General features: G+C 34.9%; 16 protein-coding genes. 3 read left to right on the top strand and 13 right to left on the bottom strand.

The features are described from left to right. Positions 1-18: 18 nt before the first annotated feature. On the bottom strand, positions 19-894 hold the full coding sequence (locus ATE84_RS07805; protein WP_101447341.1) for a tyrosine-type recombinase/integrase: 876 nt from the start codon (positions 892-894) through the stop codon (positions 19-21). 74 nt (positions 895-968) lie between these two features. Beyond that, complete coding sequence (locus tag ATE84_RS07800) at positions 969-2,516, bottom strand: hypothetical protein (protein WP_101447339.1); 1,548 nt, start codon at positions 2,514-2,516, stop codon at positions 969-971. A gap of 171 nt (positions 2,517-2,687) precedes the next feature. On the opposite strand from ATE84_RS07800, the gene ATE84_RS07795 reads away from it, so the two are divergent. Beyond that, positions 2,688-3,035, top strand: coding sequence for a helix-turn-helix domain-containing protein (locus ATE84_RS07795; RefSeq protein WP_101447337.1), 348 nt, complete (start codon positions 2,688-2,690; stop codon positions 3,033-3,035). A gap of 92 nt (positions 3,036-3,127) precedes the next feature. Here ATE84_RS07795 and ATE84_RS07790 read toward each other — a convergent pair whose 3' ends face one another. The 4 genes from ATE84_RS07790 to ATE84_RS07775 all read right to left on the bottom strand — a co-directional run bounded on the left by ATE84_RS07790 (position 3,128) and on the right by ATE84_RS07775 (position 11,910). Beyond that, on the bottom strand, positions 3,128-3,592 hold the full coding sequence (locus ATE84_RS07790) for a hypothetical protein (RefSeq protein WP_101447335.1): 465 nt from the start codon (positions 3,590-3,592) through the stop codon (positions 3,128-3,130). 1 nt (position 3,593) lies between these two features. Next, entirely contained in the window at positions 3,594-8,276 is a 4,683-nt protein-coding gene (locus ATE84_RS07785) for a DUF6443 domain-containing protein (RefSeq protein ID WP_101447333.1), read from the bottom strand. A 12-nt stretch (positions 8,277-8,288) separates the two neighbouring features. Further along, complete coding sequence (locus ATE84_RS07780; protein WP_101447331.1) at positions 8,289-11,480, bottom strand: RHS repeat domain-containing protein; 3,192 nt, start codon at positions 11,478-11,480, stop codon at positions 8,289-8,291. A gap of 157 nt (positions 11,481-11,637) precedes the next feature. After that, complete coding sequence (locus ATE84_RS07775; protein WP_101447329.1) at positions 11,638-11,910, bottom strand: hypothetical protein; 273 nt, start codon at positions 11,908-11,910, stop codon at positions 11,638-11,640. Positions 11,911-12,354: 444 nt separating this feature from the next. On the opposite strand from ATE84_RS07775, the gene ATE84_RS07770 reads away from it, so the two are divergent. Continuing rightward, positions 12,355-12,990 (top strand): LysE family translocator, encoded by a 636-nt coding sequence (locus tag ATE84_RS07770; RefSeq protein ID WP_101447327.1) that lies wholly within the window; start codon positions 12,355-12,357, stop codon positions 12,988-12,990. 72 nt (positions 12,991-13,062) lie between these two features. Here ATE84_RS07770 and fabD read toward each other — a convergent pair whose 3' ends face one another. The 3 genes from fabD to ATE84_RS07755 form a co-directional block, all read right to left on the bottom strand. After that, positions 13,063-13,944 (bottom strand): ACP S-malonyltransferase, encoded by an 882-nt coding sequence (fabD, locus tag ATE84_RS07765; RefSeq protein WP_101447325.1) that lies wholly within the window; start codon positions 13,942-13,944, stop codon positions 13,063-13,065. Positions 13,945-14,159: 215 nt separating this feature from the next. Then, a complete protein-coding gene (locus tag ATE84_RS07760) occupies positions 14,160-15,011 on the bottom strand; it encodes a fructosamine kinase family protein (protein WP_101447323.1) in 852 nt (283 codons plus the stop codon). Further along, entirely contained in the window at positions 15,011-15,949 is a 939-nt protein-coding gene (locus ATE84_RS07755; RefSeq protein ID WP_101447321.1) for a dihydrofolate reductase, read from the bottom strand. The genes ATE84_RS07760 and ATE84_RS07755 overlap by 1 nt, the downstream gene beginning before the upstream one ends. Before the next feature lie 65 nt (positions 15,950-16,014). On the opposite strand from ATE84_RS07755, the gene ATE84_RS07750 reads away from it, so the two are divergent. Then, the gene (locus tag ATE84_RS07750; RefSeq protein ID WP_101447319.1) at positions 16,015-17,097 is read left to right on the top strand and encodes an aminotransferase class V-fold PLP-dependent enzyme; all 1,083 of its coding nucleotides are present in this window, start codon (positions 16,015-16,017) and stop codon (positions 17,095-17,097) included. 31 nt (positions 17,098-17,128) lie between these two features. Here the strand turns inward: ATE84_RS07750 and ATE84_RS07745 are convergent, their stop codons facing one another. The 4 genes from ATE84_RS07745 to ATE84_RS07730 all read right to left on the bottom strand — a co-directional run bounded on the left by ATE84_RS07745 (position 17,129) and on the right by ATE84_RS07730 (position 20,122). Further along, positions 17,129-17,410 (bottom strand): DUF427 domain-containing protein, encoded by a 282-nt coding sequence (locus tag ATE84_RS07745; protein WP_101447317.1) that lies wholly within the window; start codon positions 17,408-17,410, stop codon positions 17,129-17,131. Between the two features lie 20 nt (positions 17,411-17,430). Further along, a complete protein-coding gene (gene egtD / locus ATE84_RS07740) occupies positions 17,431-18,399 on the bottom strand; it encodes an L-histidine N(alpha)-methyltransferase (protein WP_101447315.1) in 969 nt (322 codons plus the stop codon). A 14-nt stretch (positions 18,400-18,413) separates the two neighbouring features. Beyond that, positions 18,414-19,586: an ergothioneine biosynthesis protein EgtB gene (egtB, locus tag ATE84_RS07735; RefSeq protein ID WP_101450905.1), complete on the bottom strand. Its 1,173-nt coding sequence runs from the start codon at positions 19,584-19,586 to the stop codon at positions 18,414-18,416. A gap of 110 nt (positions 19,587-19,696) precedes the next feature. Further along, the gene (locus tag ATE84_RS07730) at positions 19,697-20,122 is read right to left on the bottom strand and encodes an energy transducer TonB (RefSeq protein WP_101447313.1); all 426 of its coding nucleotides are present in this window, start codon (positions 20,120-20,122) and stop codon (positions 19,697-19,699) included. Positions 20,123-20,136 lie beyond the last annotated feature (14 nt).

Here is a 20,136-nt window from a genome sequence, read left to right as displayed (position 1 = left end):
TGTATATCTGTGTTGATTTTAAAGAACTATGCCCAAGAACTGTTGTATGTCTTCTATACGCATACCTTGTTGCAATAGATGGGTTGCAATACTATGCCTAAGACAATGTGGAGTAATATGTTTTTCCTTTAGGGTTTGATCATCTACAAGGGTTAATAAATGCTGTAACCTTCTGCTCATACCCTGACCGTGCATACGGTTACCATATTTATTGATAAGTAAAGCTTCTGTACCATGACTACCGTTATACATGGGGCGTGCTTCGTAGATATAATCTTCTAAGATTCGTAAGTTGTGTTTGTTGATGGGTACGTAACGTTCTTTATAGTTTTTACCTTGTCTAACAAACACACGTCCTGCATCAAAAAGGATATCACCAATATCAAGGCTAACGGCTTCTTTTCTGCGTAAACCACAACTGTATAATATAACAAGGATTGCTCTATCTCTTAATCGGGTACGCTGATACTTACTACTGTAACTGGTCACTTCAAAGAGTTGTTTGACCTCTGACTGGGTAAGGATATCTTTTATGGCACTTTCTTTCTTTTCTAAGCGAAGATGTATTTTAAAGGTTCTGGCTCCATGTTTTTTTAGGTATTCCCTGAACTTTCTAAGGGCATTTTGATGTTTGTTCAGATAGGCTTTGCTTAGTCCTCCACTTGTACGTTGGTTACTGCGTTCTCCTAAATATTTATAATAGGCTTTTACAGTATCGATAGTAATTTGTTCTAAACGTTGGATATCATGGTTTTCTAACCAATAGAAGAACTCCTGTATAAAGATGGGAGTGTAATACACTGCTTTTTCATTATAGCCTAAGATATCTAACCAGTCCTTAAAATCAGACAATAGTATCTTATAGCTATCGTTTTGTAGCTTTAATTTTTTCATACGGTATGTGTTTTTTAAGGTTTAGTGGCGAGAAGTAGTTAATTAACTAGCTTTCTTTGTTTTAACCTCGCCATTTAGGGTGTGGCGACTTGGTGGCGACTTGGTGGCGAACTGGCGGTATCGAGTCGATGCAGACAAGTATTTAATGCATTGTCTATTTGGGTTTTAAGGTTTGTATATTCATTGATATCTATAATCTCAAAACAGTAGCTTTTGGTCTTAGCTTTCTTTACCCGTTTGATATAGCCTTCTTCCAGTAATTGTGTATTGTATCTGCGTAGGGTGGTTTCTTTTACCCGTAGGTTTCTTCGGATTTCAGTATTGGTAAACGTAGTTTGAGTATTTTCTTTTAAGTAGGCTTTGAGCCTTTCTAGGTGGTTTCGTACCGCTCCTGTTATGGTATCACTTTTACGTAGTAAAACCTCTTTGATAATTTCGTTGGCTTCTTGTATATCTTCGATGGTAGTTTCTATATATTCTTCGCCCGTTTGCTTATCATATTTACGCTCTCTTTGATACTGGCAATAAAAAGTAACAGCTTCTATAAATTGTAAATAGTGGCTATTGGTTCTTCTAGGTTTAAATACAGATTCGGGAAGCTCTAAGTATTCTGCATATGGATTGATCACTTTGATAGGTTTTAAGATTCGTTGTACATCTCGTAAAAACCTAGCTGCGATAAACTCCTCTTGTTTATTTACTCGTCCCGCCGACTCGGCGCGCTGGTAGTGCATGATCTTTTTATCCTGCTCACTAGATTCATCGATATAGAGCAGGAAACTCCTGTTGCTGTTGTCCTCATAAATAGATTCCTGAGTAGTACATCCTGCAACAGATACAGGACCTTCTACAGTAAGGTGTATAGTTTTGGTTGTTCCTTTTTTGTCTTTATGAACTACTGTTTTGGTAATCCTCTTTTTAGATTGTAACTCCCGTAATGGGTAGAGTACACTTTCTGCTCCGTCCAGATCCTCGATTAAGATTAACTTGTGTTGTAATTCTGTTCTATTAAAATAGTAAAAGGCATTTGCCGATAATACTGTGATTTCTACTTTATCTTCATCAGGGATTAATTCTGCTACTTTAGATTGCAGGTGTGTTTTGCCAACTCCCGAACTACCAAGACTGATACAATGTAATGGATTTGATGTTTTACGGCTCGTAAAGATCAGGTACATTAATAATCGGTTAGTTTCTTCACCAATCACACCAGATTTACCGATGAGTTCATTGGTGTTTTTTAGTAAGTCTTTGTTTCGCAAAAAGGTTTCTGCGGCTTGCAGTTCTTTATTAGATAATGATTTAAGTACAGGAACTTCTTGCTCTTTATTAATCTGATCGATACGGTATTGCTCTAGTGCTGCGGTAAGCTCTTGGAGGCACTGCCTCACTATTGATGTACCTATTTCTATACGTTCTGCCACTTTTCTAACTAATCTCTCTATTGTATTATCATTATATAAATCAATACTATGACGCAACACATTGTGATTTTCTGGTTTCTGTATGCTTAGTGTAACTCGCATACGTTCTAGATTATTAAACTTAATACCTCCTAGAATGTGGATTTCTAACTGTTTTGTGATGTAACTGTAGTTATGTGGGTTGGTGGTGTCTAACATTGTTGAAAAGTTTTTACTAATCGTTTTCGATTACAAACATAGCGAATTTGATTTATTTAACTAATCCTTTTCGATATGTTTTTTACATGTCATAGATATTATTCGCTATATGATTTGTAGATTTGTACAGCATTATAAGTATATATAGTGCTTTTAACTAGTGTTTAGACTATGGATAGTTTTAGTAATAATCTTAAAGAGTTAAGAAGTCAAAAAGGGTTTTCACAAGAAGCTTTTGCCAAAAAGGTAGGAGTACATGTAACGAACCTTTCTAAGTATGAGCGTAATATTTCTATACCTTCTCTAGAAGTTGCCAATAGGATGGCTGATATATTAGAAGTGTCATTAGATCGATTAGTTCATGGAGAGAATAAGGCACAAACAACTATTGACGACCAAGATTTACTAAGTCTTTTTAATAAAGCACAGAACCTTTCTGATAAACAAAAAGAGACCGTAAAAGATTTTCTATCTGCATTTGTACTTAAAGCAGACCTTACTCAAAAACTAGCACAATAAAAAAACAGCCACCTATTTCTAGATGACTGTTTCTTATCATTTATTTTACTCTTACCGTTACGAAGTCAGAGACATTCGTAGAGCATCCGTTTTTATTTAATCACAAAACCTTGTTGTGATTTTGCTAGATTATTATTGTATGCTTTAAATATATTATTGATATAATTAACAATAGTTTGATCCTCTAAATCTTCTTTTTTCTCTAATAATTCTAATACTTTATTTAGAAGTGATTTAAGGTTGTTTATTTCATAGATATCATATTGATTTTTATTTTGTAACAATAAAAAAGTTGGTGTATGACTTATAGAAGCTCCAACAGCATATACACCTATTTCTTCATCAATTTTAAAATCATTATTATTTAAATTGGTGATATAGATGGTTTTAAAATACCTTGTTATATCTTCTGTCTCTTTTAAAACATCCTTAGATATTAAAAATTCAGCAATATCTTTTTTTAAATTATTTGATAAGTTAATATCACTATCCTGAGCATTAGATGTACCACTTAATACAAATAACAAGCAAATCATTTTTACAATATTCTTCATCATTTTAATTCTTTTTATTCTTTTTTAATTGTTGTATTATCTTGACTTGAATTTGCACAGGCTTAGTTTCTGTATTACCATTTGTTCTAGCCGTTTTTTCATTTTCATTTGTAGTATGTTCAATTTCGTGACCAAAAACGGAACCTAAAACCTCACTAAAGTTTAAACCATTTATTGATTCTCCTCCAACTTCGACCGTTTGGTTTTCGGTAGCATCTACAACTGCATCAATAGTTTTTTCAAATAAAACTATTTTTGACTTTAAAACTTTAACATCTCCCGTTTTTAAGTCTTGTTCAACCTCGCTGTTATTTGTTTCTCCAGCAATAACATTGCCAGTTTTCTTATCTGTCTTTATGGGTGAGTCTGAGTCTAACTCAACTTGTATTTGGGCTTCAGAAGTTACTAATTCTTGAAATTGAGCTTCTCCTTCTTCTGTTTGTCTTAGCGATCTCGCTATATTTTTATCGGTATTCGTAGCGTGTTCAGTAAAACCTCCTTTGCCATCATTTAAACTTGGGTCATAAACAAGATTACCATTTTTGTCAACCCAATCCTCTGGTCCCATACCAGTAGGGTCAGTAAATTTCAAAGGACTATTATATGAATAATTATATGGAGACCACTCATAGTAGGCTTCTGCCAATGGATCAATGTTCATCCACCTACCTAATGCAGAATCATAGTTTCTTGCTGAGAAATCTAACCATTCTAGACTAAGTTCTGATTGTTCTTCTTTCCCACCAAAACCATAATTATGATTTCTTCCTCGTAGTATACTATTATATCCAGAATGAGTCATACCGAAAGGATAATAATTCTTCTCTTCTATAATCTCACTTTGAGAGATAGAGCCATTCTTGTCAGCATCTTTATAGGATAACCTAATATTCCCCAGATGGTCTTTAAACTGGTATACATATTTATACCCATCTGCTTCTTTCTCTACATACCCTTCAGGATGGTTAAAGAACTCTAGATTACCATTTTTATAGATGTAATTACCGGCATACTCTGTTGTTAATGAACTTCCCTCTGTTGTGATCTTCTTTAATTTCACTCCAGTGGCATCGTAAATATAGGTAATATTTCCGGTATGATCTGCATTATTTATGGTAACTGTTTTAGGCAGATTTAAATGATTGTAAGTAATCCCTGTAATCCCTTTGTTTTGATCTTTGATCATGTTCCCACTAGTATCATACGCATAATCATTACCAGTGGTGTTGATACCATCCTTAAATCCATATCCTTTATTACCGGTATCGGTTACTTTTTGTAGCTTATTACCACTGTCATAGGTATATCCCAATATATCCATACCCGTAAATGTGCTTGAGTTCTGAAAACCACTACGAGTAAGACTCATAATATTACCCATCTTATCATAGGTAACATCACTTAAGTTGTAGTTATTGTCTTTACTACTCCCACTAGTGATTCGGTTTAGCGCATCGTACCCATATTTGTAATATCGCTCTACATTATCATTGGCAGTTTTCCACTTTGTTTCTGCAATATTACCATTAAACAATGCGGTAGCCCCGTGTTGTGGGGTATTGTAATTAATCCCAAAAGCAAACAGTTTGTTTCCAAGAGCAGTATTAGGATCGTTAATCTTAGTCAGCCAACCTCGTACATTATAGGTGTAATCTATCTCTTGCAATCCTCCTCCTGTAGTCTTAGATTTCAATTGTCCTAAGTTGTCATAGGTATTAGCCACAATAACTTCTGGGGTTTGGGTATTGATCTTTTGGGTTTGCTCTTTTAGTCTACCCATATGATCATAAGTAAATGTATCTATCGTTACAATTGCAGCGTTGCTGTCTTTGGTATGGCTGGTTTTGGTTTCTTCTACTTTACCTACAAAATCAAGCTTGCTCTCTATAATATCAGTAGTGTTGAGATATTCATTTTTACTGGCGATATAAATCGGCCTTGCTTTTTTATCATAATAGGTAACTGTAGTTGTCCAATATGAGGTATCTAGTATTTTTACTAAACTTCCGGTTGCCAATGTTTTGGTTTGATCTGAAACTGCTTCACCATAAATAGTATTCGGCTTTATAAAAGCTTGCTGTGGAGTAGCTCCCAAAAATCCATAATCATCATAGTAAGTAATACTTAATACTTCACCTGCAAGTGCTTTTGGATAACCACCATCAGTATAGTACATATCTACTCCTCCGATGCTAACCCTAACTCCTCTGGTTACCCATAGCTCATCTACATAGGCATTTGCTTCGGTTTGTAGTTGTTTGCGATCTTTTCCTGTGATACTGATTTTACCAGTGTAGGCTACTCTTCCAAAAGCATCATATTTGGTAAAGAGCCAGGTATTGTCTGCTTTTAGGTTTGCATCCTGAGTTAAGATCGGTTGATCTAGTTTGTTATATACAATAGACTCCCAATCTTTACTAGGAATCTTCTTTTCGATCAATCGGTTACGGTAATCATATGTGTACTGATAGCACAATTCGGCAAGCTCAGTAGCAGAGATACCATCAGCAGTAGTTACTTTGGGTGGAATCACATAAGTAAGGTTACCATATTTATCATATACATAATACGTGTCATGTGCCTCGACTACGCTCGGTGCTCCTGTTGCTGAGCTTGTCGAAGCATAGGTTCTCTTTAATACGACCTGTCCTTGTTTGTCTTTATACTCTCGGGTGGTATGTAGATTCCCATCCGTCGGAGTCCAGTTCTCATCTTTGGTGATGGTGACAAAAAGTTCTCCAGAAACATAACTCCTTACTTTTGTTAAAGTAGGTGTTGCTGTATTATCAGGATTTGCAAAACTCACCTTAAAGTAAACTATATGCTCTGCCGCTGTATTACCGCTATATTCAAATTTGATAGTATGATCGATATCGATTTCTTTATCGGCTTTCCAGGATTTTCCTGGAGCTCCCTGTTCTAACACTCGATTAAGAGGAGAAGCTTCGAACACGCTTTCTGAATACGCATTAAAACCTTGATGGTTTGCATCTACATCTATAAAATCCTTTGGATACCTAGCTTTATAGTATGGGTTGATATCATCAGTAATACTTACTGTTTTATAGCTCCCCGTTGTATTGGTTGATTCAAAAGGCAGGTATTGTTTCGACTGCCTGCCATAGGCATCATATTCGATATGGGTGATGATATCCTTTTCATTTGGTGAAGCCATAATAGCTGTTTGCTGGATCGATCTTCCCAAACCATCAAAATAGGTGATACTCTCAATCACATCTTTGCTATCGCCTATCTGACCTGGTGAGGTCATAGGTTCTTGATACGCCCTTGTAAAGACATAATTCTCATTAGAAAAAACACACCCTTGTTGTGTTCCTGATTCTTCCGGACATTGATCATTATTATTCAATACATATCCCGTAGGTTGTCCACATTGTTTTTTGGTAGTATTTGGATCTCCAAAACCATCACCTTCAGTATCTGCATACCATTCTGTATTAGGGTGGATCGTTGCATCATTATCATTACAATCCCCCAGGGGTTTTACTGTTAGGCTGTAACCTACTCCGGGATTGGTACACTGAGTTCTCGTTGTTTCTGCAAAACCATCGCCATCGCTATTTTTATACCAAACCGTATTAGGATGTATTGCAGCGTTACCATCATTACAATCCCCTAAAGGTTTTACTGTTAAGCTGTAACCTAACCCCGGATTAGCACACTGAGTTTTTGTTGTTTCTGCAAAACCATCGCCATCACTATTTTTATACCAAACTGTATTAGGGTGTATCGCAGCATTACCATCATTACAATCTCCTAAGGGTAACACTTCATAGGTATACCCTGTTCCTGGGCTTACACACTGAATTGTAGTTGTCTCTGCAAAACCATCGCCATCACCGTTCTTATACCAAACGGTTTCCGGATGCATGTTTTCATTGTAATCATTACAATCACCCTTCTTAATAGCATATCCTATAGGTTGTTCACACTGTTGTAATGTCGGAGGGTCATCATTACCTATACCTTGATCGCTCCCCCAGTCATCACCATCGACATCACGATACCAGATCGTATTGGGGTGTATCGCAGGATCATTATCATAACAATCACCACTCTTGGTTACATAACCCGAAGGCTGAATACTACGATAGGTTTTAACATTAGGGTTTCCAAAACTGTCTCCATCGACATCACGATAGAAGTTCTTGGGTGCGATATTAATGATCAGTCCAGTACCATCATCATAATCTCCTGCTCTAAGAATATAACCCGAGGGTTGAGCACATTGCTTTTTGGTTACACCAGGATTTCCCCAGGTATCTCCATCACCATCACGGTACCATACCGTATTGGGATGTAAACTTGCATTACCATCGTTACAATCTCCCGAAGAGAGTATATATCCTGAAGGTCGAGCACTTTGATACTTCTTATTGTTTGGGTTGCCAAACCCATCGCCATCGCCATCTCTATAGAAATATTTAGGGGCTACATTGGTAATTAAAGCATTACCGTCATCACGATCCAGGTTATTGGTTACATAACCCGAAGGCTGTGTACTTTGCACAACACGTTGGTTAGGATTACCATATCCATCGCCATCACCATCTCGAAAATAAGCATTATTTCCATTCCCATCACCAATAGGTACTTGGGCATATCCTTGTAGAACACAAAACAAAGTGGCAAGGAATACAATATTTTTTAACTTTATATTTTTCATTTTCTGTAGTGCTTACTGTTGGTTTTTATAATGGTACTTATTCTCTGAGATCAGATGGTTATCGGCATCTTTTACCGATATCAATCGGCTCAGACCGTCATAATCATATTGGGTAGTATATCCCCTGGCATCGGTAGCCTGCACCACTCCTTTTAGCGGTTCATGAATAAAAGTGGTGATCTGCCCATTTGTAAAAGTATTTCGTAAATTACTATAGAGTGTATTGAGCTGACTATCGGTTGTCGTTTTTAAATTAACAGCTCCGCTAACTCCTTCCAATTCAGTTTTGGTGACTCCTATCAATTGTGCCAAAACATAGGTATGTGTTGTATCCCATAAGATCGCGATAGGAAGCCCGTCTTTGCGTTGCACTTCTATTGGTTTTCCTGCTTCAAGCTTAAACTCCTGATATAATTCATAATCCGAAGGGATATGACCTACAGCAGGTTGATAAGTAGATTGCCCTTTATGATGCTTATAGGTAGCAATCACATTACCCTGAGTGTCATAATTCATAAACTGACCCTGGATAAGATCCCCGTTAGCATACACTTTTTTACTTACAGGTAAGCTAGTTTGGTGGTTATTATGTAAAGCTGCAATGGTCGTGTTTTCTGACTGGTGATCTTTAGGATAGGTATATCGGATTTCTACATGTCTACCATCGGGAACTATGCTATAATTATTATCAACAATAGCTTGTTCACTTTCTGCATACAGTCTACCATCCAACTCCTCTTTGATTACCTGCACATTATCATTATACTCATATTTATATTGGGTAACCGAAGCATTAAAAGGTTCTCCGGGTTTAGAATGGTAATCAATCTGGGTTTTCTTGGAGAGTACATCTCTACGATGATAATAGTTCGTCGAATTAGGGTTAGTATATCCCAAAACGGTATTGTCAGTTCCTGCAGGCGTAAAACAAAGTACTTTATCACTAAGAGTCCAAAATTGTAATGTTTTTGTAATTGTATTATCGTGAGTATACACGATATCTCTAACTTTATTATTTTCTTTATATAATTCTTGTTTTACTAATTGAGAAGCATATGATTTGTTTCGAAATGCCTCGCTATAGTATTCTATTGTTCTGATCCTATCATCAGTTCCTATTTGATCAATGGTGACCTGATCATAGAAATATCCCGATTTAATAAGGGCTGGGTTTATACCAATGTTATCTGAAGAAAATACGGTACTCTCACCATATCCTTTAGTGGTATTATTAACATTTAAACTATGTCCTGTTAATCCCTTATAACTATATTGAGTTTGTTTTGTAATCGCATCATTAATATCTTTATCGATCACGGACTTTACTCGTAATCCCCCAACATAATGTGTTGACTTAGCGGTAATTTCTTGTTCGTCCCAACTCAGGTTTACAGAAATCAAAGCTGTTGGGTTAGCAACTAGTTTTGCTTCTTCTACTTTCAGTTCTAGCACATAATCTCCTTTAGGAAGAATTATGCTACCATTTACTCCAATTACCTTAAAAGGAGAAAAAACAGGCGTTCCCAAACTGCCATCACTGTGTTTTGGGTAGATGTTAAATTGTGAGCAGTCAATACTCGGCTCCAACGGATCAAAATTACAAATATCGGAAGATCCGGTATAGGTGACAGGTGTACCTGAACTTTCTAAGTCTTTTCTCACTTTAAATTCACCCTTAAAAACTCTATAATCACCTGATATTGTATAAGCACTTGATGCAAGTGCTGACGCATACTTGGTTACGTATACTGGATTATCATTTGTTGTTGAAGGAACAGCATTGGCTTCGTAAGTAAAAGTGGTCGAACCTCCTGTAGGGTATTCAATCTTACGTAAAGTTCCGATTTTAAGATACGACAAATCTTCTCGACGATCGGCAAGTCTAGCGCGATATGTAGGTGTAATAGTACGATAGGCTGCTACCGAATAAGGCACTAGAGACGTGTTGCTTTTACCGTTGTAATAACCATGAAAGTCTTTTGACATACTACCGAGAGCGGGAAGGCTTCCAGCCTCATAATAAAACTTATATGCTGGTTTGGTAAGGTGATCAAAACCAATCTCTTGTATCTGATCTAACCGTAAACGTGAATCTCCAGGAAATTTGCTATATGTAAAGGTATAGGATTTAGTTTTATTGGCTATTTTATCTAAAACAATAATCGAATTAAGTTGTTTCTTCCAATTAGACAATGTAGCGTCTTCTGTATAATTAAAACTTACCTTGATATTCGAAGATTCAATTGTGCTGATAAGTTGATTTACAGAGGTGTACCTAACAGCCGTAGAAGATACCGATGTTTTTGAAATAATACCCGTCCCGGAACATCCGCATTGAGGAGAGGTTTCAACACAACCCGGAGCAACATTTAAAGAATTCGAAGCATTCGTAATTTCATATTCTAATGTATAAGGAGTATAGGCAAAATTAATCTGTTTATTATTTTTAGTAACCAGTTTATTGAGCATCCAACCTGTTACGCTACCTTCTCTATTTAGACTTAAGCCCCCTGCATCACTTGCAAAAAGAATATGTTTCCCATTGGATTCTATATTGTCATTATTAAAATGATACCTAGCTCCATAACCATCGTGTGCTTTAAAATAAAAAGAGTTGTCAACACCTGAATTTTTCTCAAAAAATAAAGCGCTTTCTTTTTCTTCCTGGATGGTTCCGTCCTGATTAAAGATAAAAGCCCCAGAATGATTTAAAAATGTATAATTATAATCATCAGGATAATAATCTTTATATTTATCCGAATGACCTATTAGCTGTTGAGTCTCCCAAACATCAATCCTACCTTGTGCAGCTATCCAATCAGGAGTTACAAATCCTCTGGAATTGGCTTGTAACCAACCTGTTTCATCAGGATTATCATTAACCTGCCGGAAGATACCACCCCCCGCATTTAAAGTCCATTTTAAGCCAACAACACTCGACAGATCATCAACTTTGACTCCTGAAGCATGATAGGATAATGAAATAGGAACAGACATCCCGTCTTCCTCTATCGTAAATAAAGGAATGTCAATTTTCGGAACACCAGTGGCATGATTTACAGGAGTATTTCCATAAATCGTAAAAGTAGAGGCATTCGGAGTTTCTGGAGTGTATTTCGCATGATACTCTATATAATCCGGAGTAAACTCCTGAGCATAGAAACTACAACAAAAGAAAAAAAGTACTATGGTGATGTTTTTCATAAAGTAAATATTTAATGACTGATCTTGTTTTTTAATCGTATTTCAATAGCAATATTAAATCATCCCAGTTTCATTTTTCGGAACTGAGAAAAAAAATGGAAAGTTTTTTTAAAATGAGATGAGGGTTTTAAGTTTCGTAGTTATATCCCCTTCTTAACTACCCTATAAAAGGATTAAGAATATTTGTTTTTCGATCTTTTGTATAAAATCCAAAAGTAAAATCCACTGGTTCGGCATATATAAAACTTTGTACAGTGATGTCATATTCAATAGGAGCGTTTAACATTTTCATCGTATTTATAATGCGATACAGTTTGGTTTTTGAAATTCTTAGTTTTGAGATCAGCTCTTCTGGTGATCCCGTAGCTTGCAAGCGAATAAGCTGATCAATACGTTTTATAAATTCGATCTGTTTGATAATACTATTCATAACTATAGATTAAAGATATACACTGCATTACGAAACACAAAAAATTGTCTTTTTAATAGTATTCTTTATGATTTTACATCGTAATAAAAAACGAAATTATGGTTTTTCCGTAATAGATAAGTACAGAAATCTGTAAACTCAGTTGTATTTATTGTAAACAAAAATGATCTATACATAAATAAGAAAAACTTGTGCTCAGCTTGATTGGATACAAAATATAGGCGTAGCAAGAGTTTTTACTTTCATAATGAAATAGAAAGAAAAAAAGAGTGTTTTATTTTTATAAACTCAAATGAGAAATGGAATAAGTTTAACCCATATGTTTAACATCTCATATCAATATTGAAATAAAAAAGAGCAGTATTGTAATCAAGTATTGAGGTCAGCACTGCGCAATTGCGAAAAAAACAATATTTTTACCCTGTACATCTGTAATAAAAGTATATGATTCCTATCAACGAACTCCTTATGTTTTCTCTTGCTTCATTAATAATGGTACTGTCTCCGGGACCAAATATGATTTATCTTATCTCGAGATCTTTATCTCAGGGAAAACAAGCCGGAATTATCTCACTTTTTGGAGTTATTTGCGGGTTTTTATTTCATATTCTTATGGTATCTTTTGGGTTAACTGCCATATTCTTTGCTGTACCTTATGCCTTTGTAATTGTTAAGTTTTTAGGAGTTGGCTATTTATTGTATTTGGCATATAACACTGTTAAATCTGGTGGTACTAAAATATTCGACGCCGATCGTTCTTTAAAAAAAGACAAACCCATTAAATTATTTAATATCGGACTTCTTACCAATGTACTCAACCCCAAAATGGCTTTGTTTTATTTATCCTTTTTTCCGCAGTTTATTAAACCTGAATATGGATCAGTTTTAGGGCAAAGTTTTCAATTAGGCATCATACAAGTTATGATTAGCTTTTCAATCAATTTTCTAATTGTTATTTCGGCTGCAAAAATGGCTGATTGGTTTACCAAAAATCCATTATGGGTAAGAGTTCAGAAATGGTTTATGGCTTCTGTATTAACAGGATTAGCTGTAAAAATAGCTTTTACTAAAGCGAAATAAAAAACCTCACAAACGAATACTAAACTTATCTTAGCATCTCCTGCGAGGTCTATAATATATTGTTGATATTCCTTAAATCGAAGCCGAAATAGTTTCCATAGATCGATCTACTTTTTTCACTAATCCTGATAATACTTTTCCTGGGCCAACTTCGGTAAATGATGTTGCGCCATCTTTGATCATGTTTTGCATACTTTGTGTCCACTTTACAGGTGCAGTAAGCTGTGCGATCAGGTTCTTTTTAATTTCCTCGGGATCTGTAACTGCTTTTGTTGTTACATTTTGATACACCGGGCAATTAGGTATATTAAATGTAGTCGCTTCAATCGCCGCTGCCAATTCTTCTCTGGCTGGCTCCATCAATGGAGAATGAAATGCTCCTCCTACTGGTAATACCAATGCTCTTCGGGCTCCTTTTTCTTTCATCAATTCACATGCTTTTTCGATAGCATCTACTTCTCCAGAAATCACCAATTGACCTGGGCAATTATAATTTGCTGGTACTACAATCCCATCTATTGCTTCACACCCCTGCTCTACTACGGCATCTTCTAATCCCAAAACAGCTGCCATTGTAGATGGTTTCAACTCACATGCTTTTTGCATAGCCATTGCTCGTTTGGACACTAATCTTAAAGCGTCTTCAAAATTAAGCGTTCCGTTAGCAACCAAAGCAGAAAATTCTCCTAAAGAATGTCCCGCTACCATATCTGGTTTAAAACTATTTCCTAATACCTTACTTAAGATAACCGAATGTAGAAAGATAGCAGGTTGTGTAACTTTAGTTTGTTTTAACTCATCTGCGGTACCTTCAAACATAATTTTGGTAATCTCAAACCCTAAGATATCATTAGCTTTATCAAAAAGTTCTTTAGCAATTTCTGAGTTTTCATATAGATCAAGACCCATTCCCGAAAATTGAGCTCCTTGACCAGGAAATACATATGCGTTCATATGATACTGTGTATTTAAAATTTTGACAAAAGTAAGGATAAAGTTGGTATGAGTGGTTAGAATTTTTGTTTTGGGCGTCCGGGCGGGCTATTCGTTACAATTCCTCGTATTATTTATCCGTAGATAACACTTTCGTCAAGCTCAGTAGAGTAGCTCAGCAATACAATACTGCGGGATTTTTACTACTATCCCTGACGCAAATAACTCGTTTTAAATTAAGAATACCGGTTCACAATACTCTTTACCTTATTGTAATATGAACCCCCAAACAGATTAAGGTGAACCAAAAGGTAATACAATTGCCAAATCGATAATCGATCTTTCCAATTCCCTACTAGCGGAAAAATTTCATTATAAACATCAAATACTTTAACATTAAAACCTCCAAAAAGATGCATCATACTCATATCCATTTCTCTAGGGGCATAAGCAACTGCTGGATCAATAAGACAAGGATATCCCAGTGTATCAATCATAAAATTACCACTCCATAAATCACCATGAATCAGGCTTGGTTTTTCGTCTGGAATTTCATCTTTAATCGTTTTATAAAATGTATCTAAGTCTGAAAATTCAAATCCCTTTTGTTGTGCTAATTCAAATTGTGGTTGTAATCGTTGGCTTACATAAAATTCGTATGCAGAACCACACATCGTATTATACTGTGGTAAACTACCAATATAATTATCATTCTCAAAACCAAAATAAGATTCGTTTTGTTGATGTAAGATCGCCAATTGTTCTCCAAATATCTCCCAAAAATTATCTGCTTGTTTTCCAGAATTAATATATTCTAATATCAAAAAAGCGACATCTTCAAATTCACCAAAATAAATAGTATCTGGAATGATAAATGTATTGGAGTTTTTTAATATTTGTAATCCCTTGGCTTCGGCCTCAAACATCCCAGGAAATTTTGAAGTACTATTAAGTTTGGCAACAATCTTTTGCTGATTAGTTTGTATAAGACAGACCTGATTAATATCTCCCCCCGATAATGGCCGTATAGATTGTATCTTTTCTAAAAGTAATTCTTCAAAATGAGATGTAAGCCCTGAAGAAAGCATTATTTTCTTGTGTACGTATAATACGTAAAGGGATGCTTATGCTTTTCATCTACATCATGAAATTCTTCTTTATCCAGCTTCCAAATTTTGGTATCAATTTCAGGAAAAAAAGCATCTGCTTCAAATGTTTCGTGCACTCTGGTTAATTCGATACAATCTGCATGATCCATCCCCATGGTATAAATCTCGCCGCCTCCTATAATAAAAGGTTGTGTATCCCCTTTTGCAATTTCTAAAGCATCTTGCATATTATGTACTACTATTGCTCCTTCTGCTTGATAACCAGTATTTCTGGTGATCACAACATGCACACGGTTTGGGAGTAATTTAGGGAAAGTTTCAAAAGTTTTACGTCCCATAATAATATGATGCCCGGTTGTTAGTTTTTTAAACCGCTTAAAATCATCTGGCAAATGCCAAACCAGGTCATTATCCTTACCTAAGGCATTATTTTCTCCTGCCGCTGCAATCATTGTAATCATATTCTTAGTTTCTTTTAACTCTTCTACAATCTCTGATGCTTTTCCTTTTATAAACCCTTCTTTCTTTTTAACCAATTCTTCTTTGGGGTACATCAAGTCTATATCTTTTTGAAGCAAAACAATCTCTTCTTTTTGTTTGGCTATTAATCTTTCCATCTGGCGATCCGCCCATTCTTGCCCCATAAATGTACTAAACAGCCATACATTACAAAAATGTATTACCAAAAGAAATGCCCAACACAATATGGAAACAATATACCAGTCTATTCCAAATAGCACAACCTCTTTTCCGTAGCCTAATGCTAGATTGAGAATTGCAAAAAATACTGATCCAACTAAGAAAATGATGAAATGTTGAAATAATCTTTTTTTCTGAATAACACGTTTACGCGCATGTTCATATAGCTCACGCTGCTGCGGATCAATTTGTATTGTTTCTTTCTTTTTTAAAAACATATTAATGCTAACTTAGTACTGGCAAGTAAAGATATAGTTTTTACTAAAAAGCACTAAAATTACTTATGAAGAATTTAAGAAAAGAGTTTCCTGTTTTATCTCATAATACCTATCTCAACACCGCGTCTTCTGGATTACTCTATGATTCTCTTTTAAATTTCAGACAAGAGCATGATTTAGACTTCCTTATTGGTGGAAGCCTGTTTAGAGATCATCAGCAGGGTTTTTTAAATAATGTACGTAAAACTATCGCATCATTTTTTGGAAGTTCTAATGACAATGTAGTATTAACTCCTAATTTTTCTTTAGGGTTCAATACGATATTGGATGGATTAGATAGAAATAAAAAAGTCTTATTATTAGATGAAGACTACCCATCTATTAACTTTGCTGTTACCAGTAAAGGATTTAATGTTTGCTATGCTACGATAGATGCTACAATAGAACAAAATATTGAAAATGCCATACAAGAACACAAGCCTGATATTTTTGCTTTTAGCCTGGTGCAATATATTAATGGTATTGCAATAGATCTTGATTTTCTTACTCTATTAAAAGTCAAGCATCCTAATATACTTTTTATTGCCGATGCTACACAGTTTTGTGGCACTAGAGCTTTTGATTTTAATGCTTCGGGAATTGATATCTTAGGTTGTAGTGGCTATAAATGGTTACTGGGTGGATATGGTAATGGATTTATGTTGTTTAACCATCAGGTATTAAATCAGATTACACCTTCTTCATATATCGATGCAGCTACCAAAACCAATTATGATTCATCATATACAAGTTTGCAAGCAAGGTATGAATGTGGTCATTTGGACACCTTCAATTTTGGAAGTTTACAATACTCTCTTAACTTTTTAAACAAAATAGGCATTGCCACTATAGAAGATCATATGAACAAACTATGTGAGTATGCAAAATCAGAATTCACCAAACTAAATCTATTAGAAGAAAATGTGGTAAAGCGACAAAAACATAGTACTATTTTTAATATAGAAGGCGATCAGGAACTACATTCACATTTAAAAAAACATCATATAATCACCTCTCTTCGCGGATCAGGGATTAGAATTAGCCTTCACTTTTATAATACCAAAGAAGATCTAGAAAAGTTACTTGATATACTACATCGTTATCGTTAATGTCTTATGGTTATATTTCACCATTTACAATTTAATCCACAACCTCAACACCTTTCCAGAAGGCAACATATCCTTTAATTTGTTTTGCCAAATCGCTAGTGTTTGGATAATACCATGCGGCATCCTTGTTTTCTTTTCCATCTACCTCGATTGTATAATAAGATGCCACTCCTTTCCAGGGGCAATTGGTATGTGTATCACTTGATTTAAAAAATTCTTTTTTTATAGCTTCTGGTGGGAAATAATGATTGTTTTCTATTACTTTGGTATCATTACTTTCTGCTATTACCTGTTCATTCCAAATTGCTTTCATATTCTGGGTGTTTTTTATGCCTATTTTGTAATTAGATAATCTTTATAATTATTATTCTGATCTGAGAAAGATTTCACGATTTTTAAACCAGATTCTTTTGCCAACCATTTTACAATATCATCATCATATTTCTGGGAAATCTCGGTATGAATACTTTCCCAGGCTTCGAAGTGAACTTGTAATGATAAACTATCAATATCAACAGTTTGTTTTTCTTTGCTTACCAAATAACTTTTAGCAGTTCCATTTTCGGGATCATAAGTTTCCCAATGCATAAATTTGTCCAGGTCAAAATTTCCATTAAGTTCTTTATTAATTCTTGCTAAAACATTTTTATTAAAAGCTGCTGTTATTCCAGATTTGTCGTTATATGCATCCAAAACTTTCTGGGGATGTTTTTTTTGATCGAATCCAATAAAAAGCAGATCGCCAGTATGCATTGCATTGTGCAATTTTTTCAAAAACTGAATGGCTCTTGGATGCAATAAGTTACCTATATTAGATCCTAGAACCATGATTACTTTTTTACGATCGCTCATATGTTTCAATCGATCTAAGACTTCAAAGTACTCACCAATCTGTCCTTGCACAGTAACTTCTGGCATTTCCTGGTTTAAATTCTTTACTAATCCATCAATAGCATTTTCACTAATATCAATAGGGTTATACGTAAAATCATAATGTTGATTTAGTAGTTCTTGTAATAATACTTTTGTTTTCTTTCCGTCTCCAGCTCCTAATTCGATTAAATCAAAACCTTCTTTAACTTCATCAAAATTTCGAATAATATCGGATTTATGAGTCTCAAAAATTTCATATTCTGCTCGTGTGAGATAATATTCTGACAATGCCATTATCTGTTGAAAGAGTTCATCCCCCACTTCATCATAAAAAAATTTAGACGACAAATATTTTGGAAACGCAGTTAAACCTTCGCTCACTTCTTTCTCGAAAGTAGAAATCAGTACTTTTTGATCTTTAGAATTCATGTAAAAAAATAGAGTTATTTATCCTTTACTAATCGCAATCCTGTAAATTGCCATCTAAGGTGTGGGTGAAAAAAATTACGATATGTTGGTCTTGTATGGCCTCGTGGTGTAGCTATAGATCCTCCTCGTAACACTTTTTGATTCACCATAAATTTTCCGTTATACTCCCCTAATGCTCCAGGGGCTTTTTTGTAGTTAGGATATGGTGAATATGCACTTTCTGTCCATTCCCATCGTATTCCCCACTTGAAAAGAGATTGAGCAATTTCCCATTCGAATTCTGTAGGTAATCGCTCTCCTTTCCATTGGGCAAAAGCAAATGCCTCATAGAATGAAATGTGAGTAACCGGAACTGTATAATCTACTGTTTTTAATCCCTGTAAGGTATACTGATAATATTGCCCATCAATTTTATGCCAATATAACGGAGCTTTAATATCATCTTTATGTATCCAATCCCAAGCTTCTGCATGCCACAACAGGCTATTTTCATATCCTTTATCTTCAATAAATTCAAGATATTCTTTATTTGTTACAAGTGTATTTGCAATGGTATATTCTCTGAGAAATACCTTATGTCTACCAAGCTCATTATCATAACAAAATTTATTCCCTTCATATCCAATCTCATAAACACCTTCTTCTACGGTACTATATTCAGAAGTTTGATCATCATCAAAAATAGGGTTTTCAGAAAACGTATCATTGTATTTAGGAAACAACGGGTTATTCCCTAATATAAATTTTATATCTGTAATCAATAATTCTTGATGTTGTTTTTCATGATGAATACCAATTTCTACCAATTCTCGAATTTTTGGATCATCATTTTCTTCTAAAAAAGTCTGTAAATGCGAAGTAATATAATCCCTATACTCATACACCTCACTTACTGTTGGTCTAGAAAGGTTTCCTCTATCGGTTCGTATTACCCGTTTTCCGACACTTTCATAATAGCTATTAAAAACATAAGCATACTCTGTATGAAATCGTTTAAAACCTATTACATATTTTGATAGAATAAATTCTTCAAAAAACCAGGTAGTATGCCCTAAGTGCCATTTTGGAGGAGAAACATCTACAATAGGCTGAATCACATAATCTTCGGTCTCGAGAGGAGCACAAATTTCTTCTGTATCTGATCGGGTTTTTAAAAAAGAGGTCAGTAAATTGTCTGTAATGATCATAAAAAAGAGTGTATACGACTTACGCATACACTCAAATTTACTGATTTTTATTATTTCTTATCTTTTAACTAGGTTAATCCAATGTTAAAATTGGAATACCAATCCATATATTATTGTGGTTTTCTAAAAGTAATTGGAACAGAATATGCTACGGCTATTGGCTTTTCTCCCCATTTCCCAGGTTTCATCTTAGGTATAGCTCTAATAATTCTAATAGCTTCTCTTTGTAAATATCTATGTGCTCCTGTAACCTCAAGCACTTCTACTTTTCCTTTTTTATTAATAATAAATTCTACCGTTACTGTACCGCTTAATCCATCTTCCATTGCAGCATCTGGGTATTCAAAATTTTGAAGAATATGCCTTCTCAATTTACTATCAAAACATTCTACAGGGCCTTGTCTTGATTTATCACATTTAGGCCACAATGGTGTGATTCCTTTTTCATTTGCATTCTCCTTCGATAAAATTATAGCATCTTGGGAAAAAGAAATTCCCGAAAGCAAAAGTGTTAAAATAAGTAATGTTTTTTTCATCGTAGTTCATTTAA

It is taken from the genome of Aquimarina sp. MAR_2010_214, from assembly GCF_002846555.1.
Taxonomy (GTDB): Bacteria; Bacteroidota; Bacteroidia; order Flavobacteriales; family Flavobacteriaceae; genus Aquimarina.
The sequence above is the reverse complement of the archived record's forward strand: the minus strand, read 5'-3'. Positions and strand labels throughout refer to the sequence as shown.

Coding starts and splice junctions, on each gene's coding strand:
- ATE84_RS07805 (WP_101447341.1), bottom strand. CDS start 894: ATGAAAAAATTAAAGCTACAAAACGATAGCTATAAGATACTATTGTCT.
- ATE84_RS07800 (WP_101447339.1), bottom strand. CDS start 2,516: ATGTTAGACACCACCAACCCACATAACTACAGTTACATCACAAAACAG.
- ATE84_RS07795 (WP_101447337.1), top strand. CDS start 2,688: ATGGATAGTTTTAGTAATAATCTTAAAGAGTTAAGAAGTCAAAAAGGG.
- ATE84_RS07790 (WP_101447335.1), bottom strand. CDS start 3,592: ATGATGAAGAATATTGTAAAAATGATTTGCTTGTTATTTGTATTAAGT.
- ATE84_RS07785 (WP_101447333.1), bottom strand. CDS start 8,276: ATGAAAAATATAAAGTTAAAAAATATTGTATTCCTTGCCACTTTGTTT.
- ATE84_RS07780 (WP_101447331.1), bottom strand. CDS start 11,480: ATGAAAAACATCACCATAGTACTTTTTTTCTTTTGTTGTAGTTTCTAT.
- ATE84_RS07775 (WP_101447329.1), bottom strand. CDS start 11,910: ATGAATAGTATTATCAAACAGATCGAATTTATAAAACGTATTGATCAG.
- ATE84_RS07770 (WP_101447327.1), top strand. CDS start 12,355: ATGATTCCTATCAACGAACTCCTTATGTTTTCTCTTGCTTCATTAATA.
- fabD (WP_101447325.1), bottom strand. CDS start 13,944: ATGAACGCATATGTATTTCCTGGTCAAGGAGCTCAATTTTCGGGAATG.
- ATE84_RS07760 (WP_101447323.1), bottom strand. CDS start 15,011: ATGCTTTCTTCAGGGCTTACATCTCATTTTGAAGAATTACTTTTAGAA.
- ATE84_RS07755 (WP_101447321.1), bottom strand. CDS start 15,949: ATGTTTTTAAAAAAGAAAGAAACAATACAAATTGATCCGCAGCAGCGT.
- ATE84_RS07750 (WP_101447319.1), top strand. CDS start 16,015: ATGAAGAATTTAAGAAAAGAGTTTCCTGTTTTATCTCATAATACCTAT.
- ATE84_RS07745 (WP_101447317.1), bottom strand. CDS start 17,410: ATGAAAGCAATTTGGAATGAACAGGTAATAGCAGAAAGTAATGATACC.
- egtD (WP_101447315.1), bottom strand. CDS start 18,399: ATGAATTCTAAAGATCAAAAAGTACTGATTTCTACTTTCGAGAAAGAA.
- egtB (WP_101450905.1), bottom strand. CDS start 19,586: ATGATCATTACAGACAATTTACTGACCTCTTTTTTAAAAACCCGATCA.
- ATE84_RS07730 (WP_101447313.1), bottom strand. CDS start 20,122: ATGAAAAAAACATTACTTATTTTAACACTTTTGCTTTCGGGAATTTCT.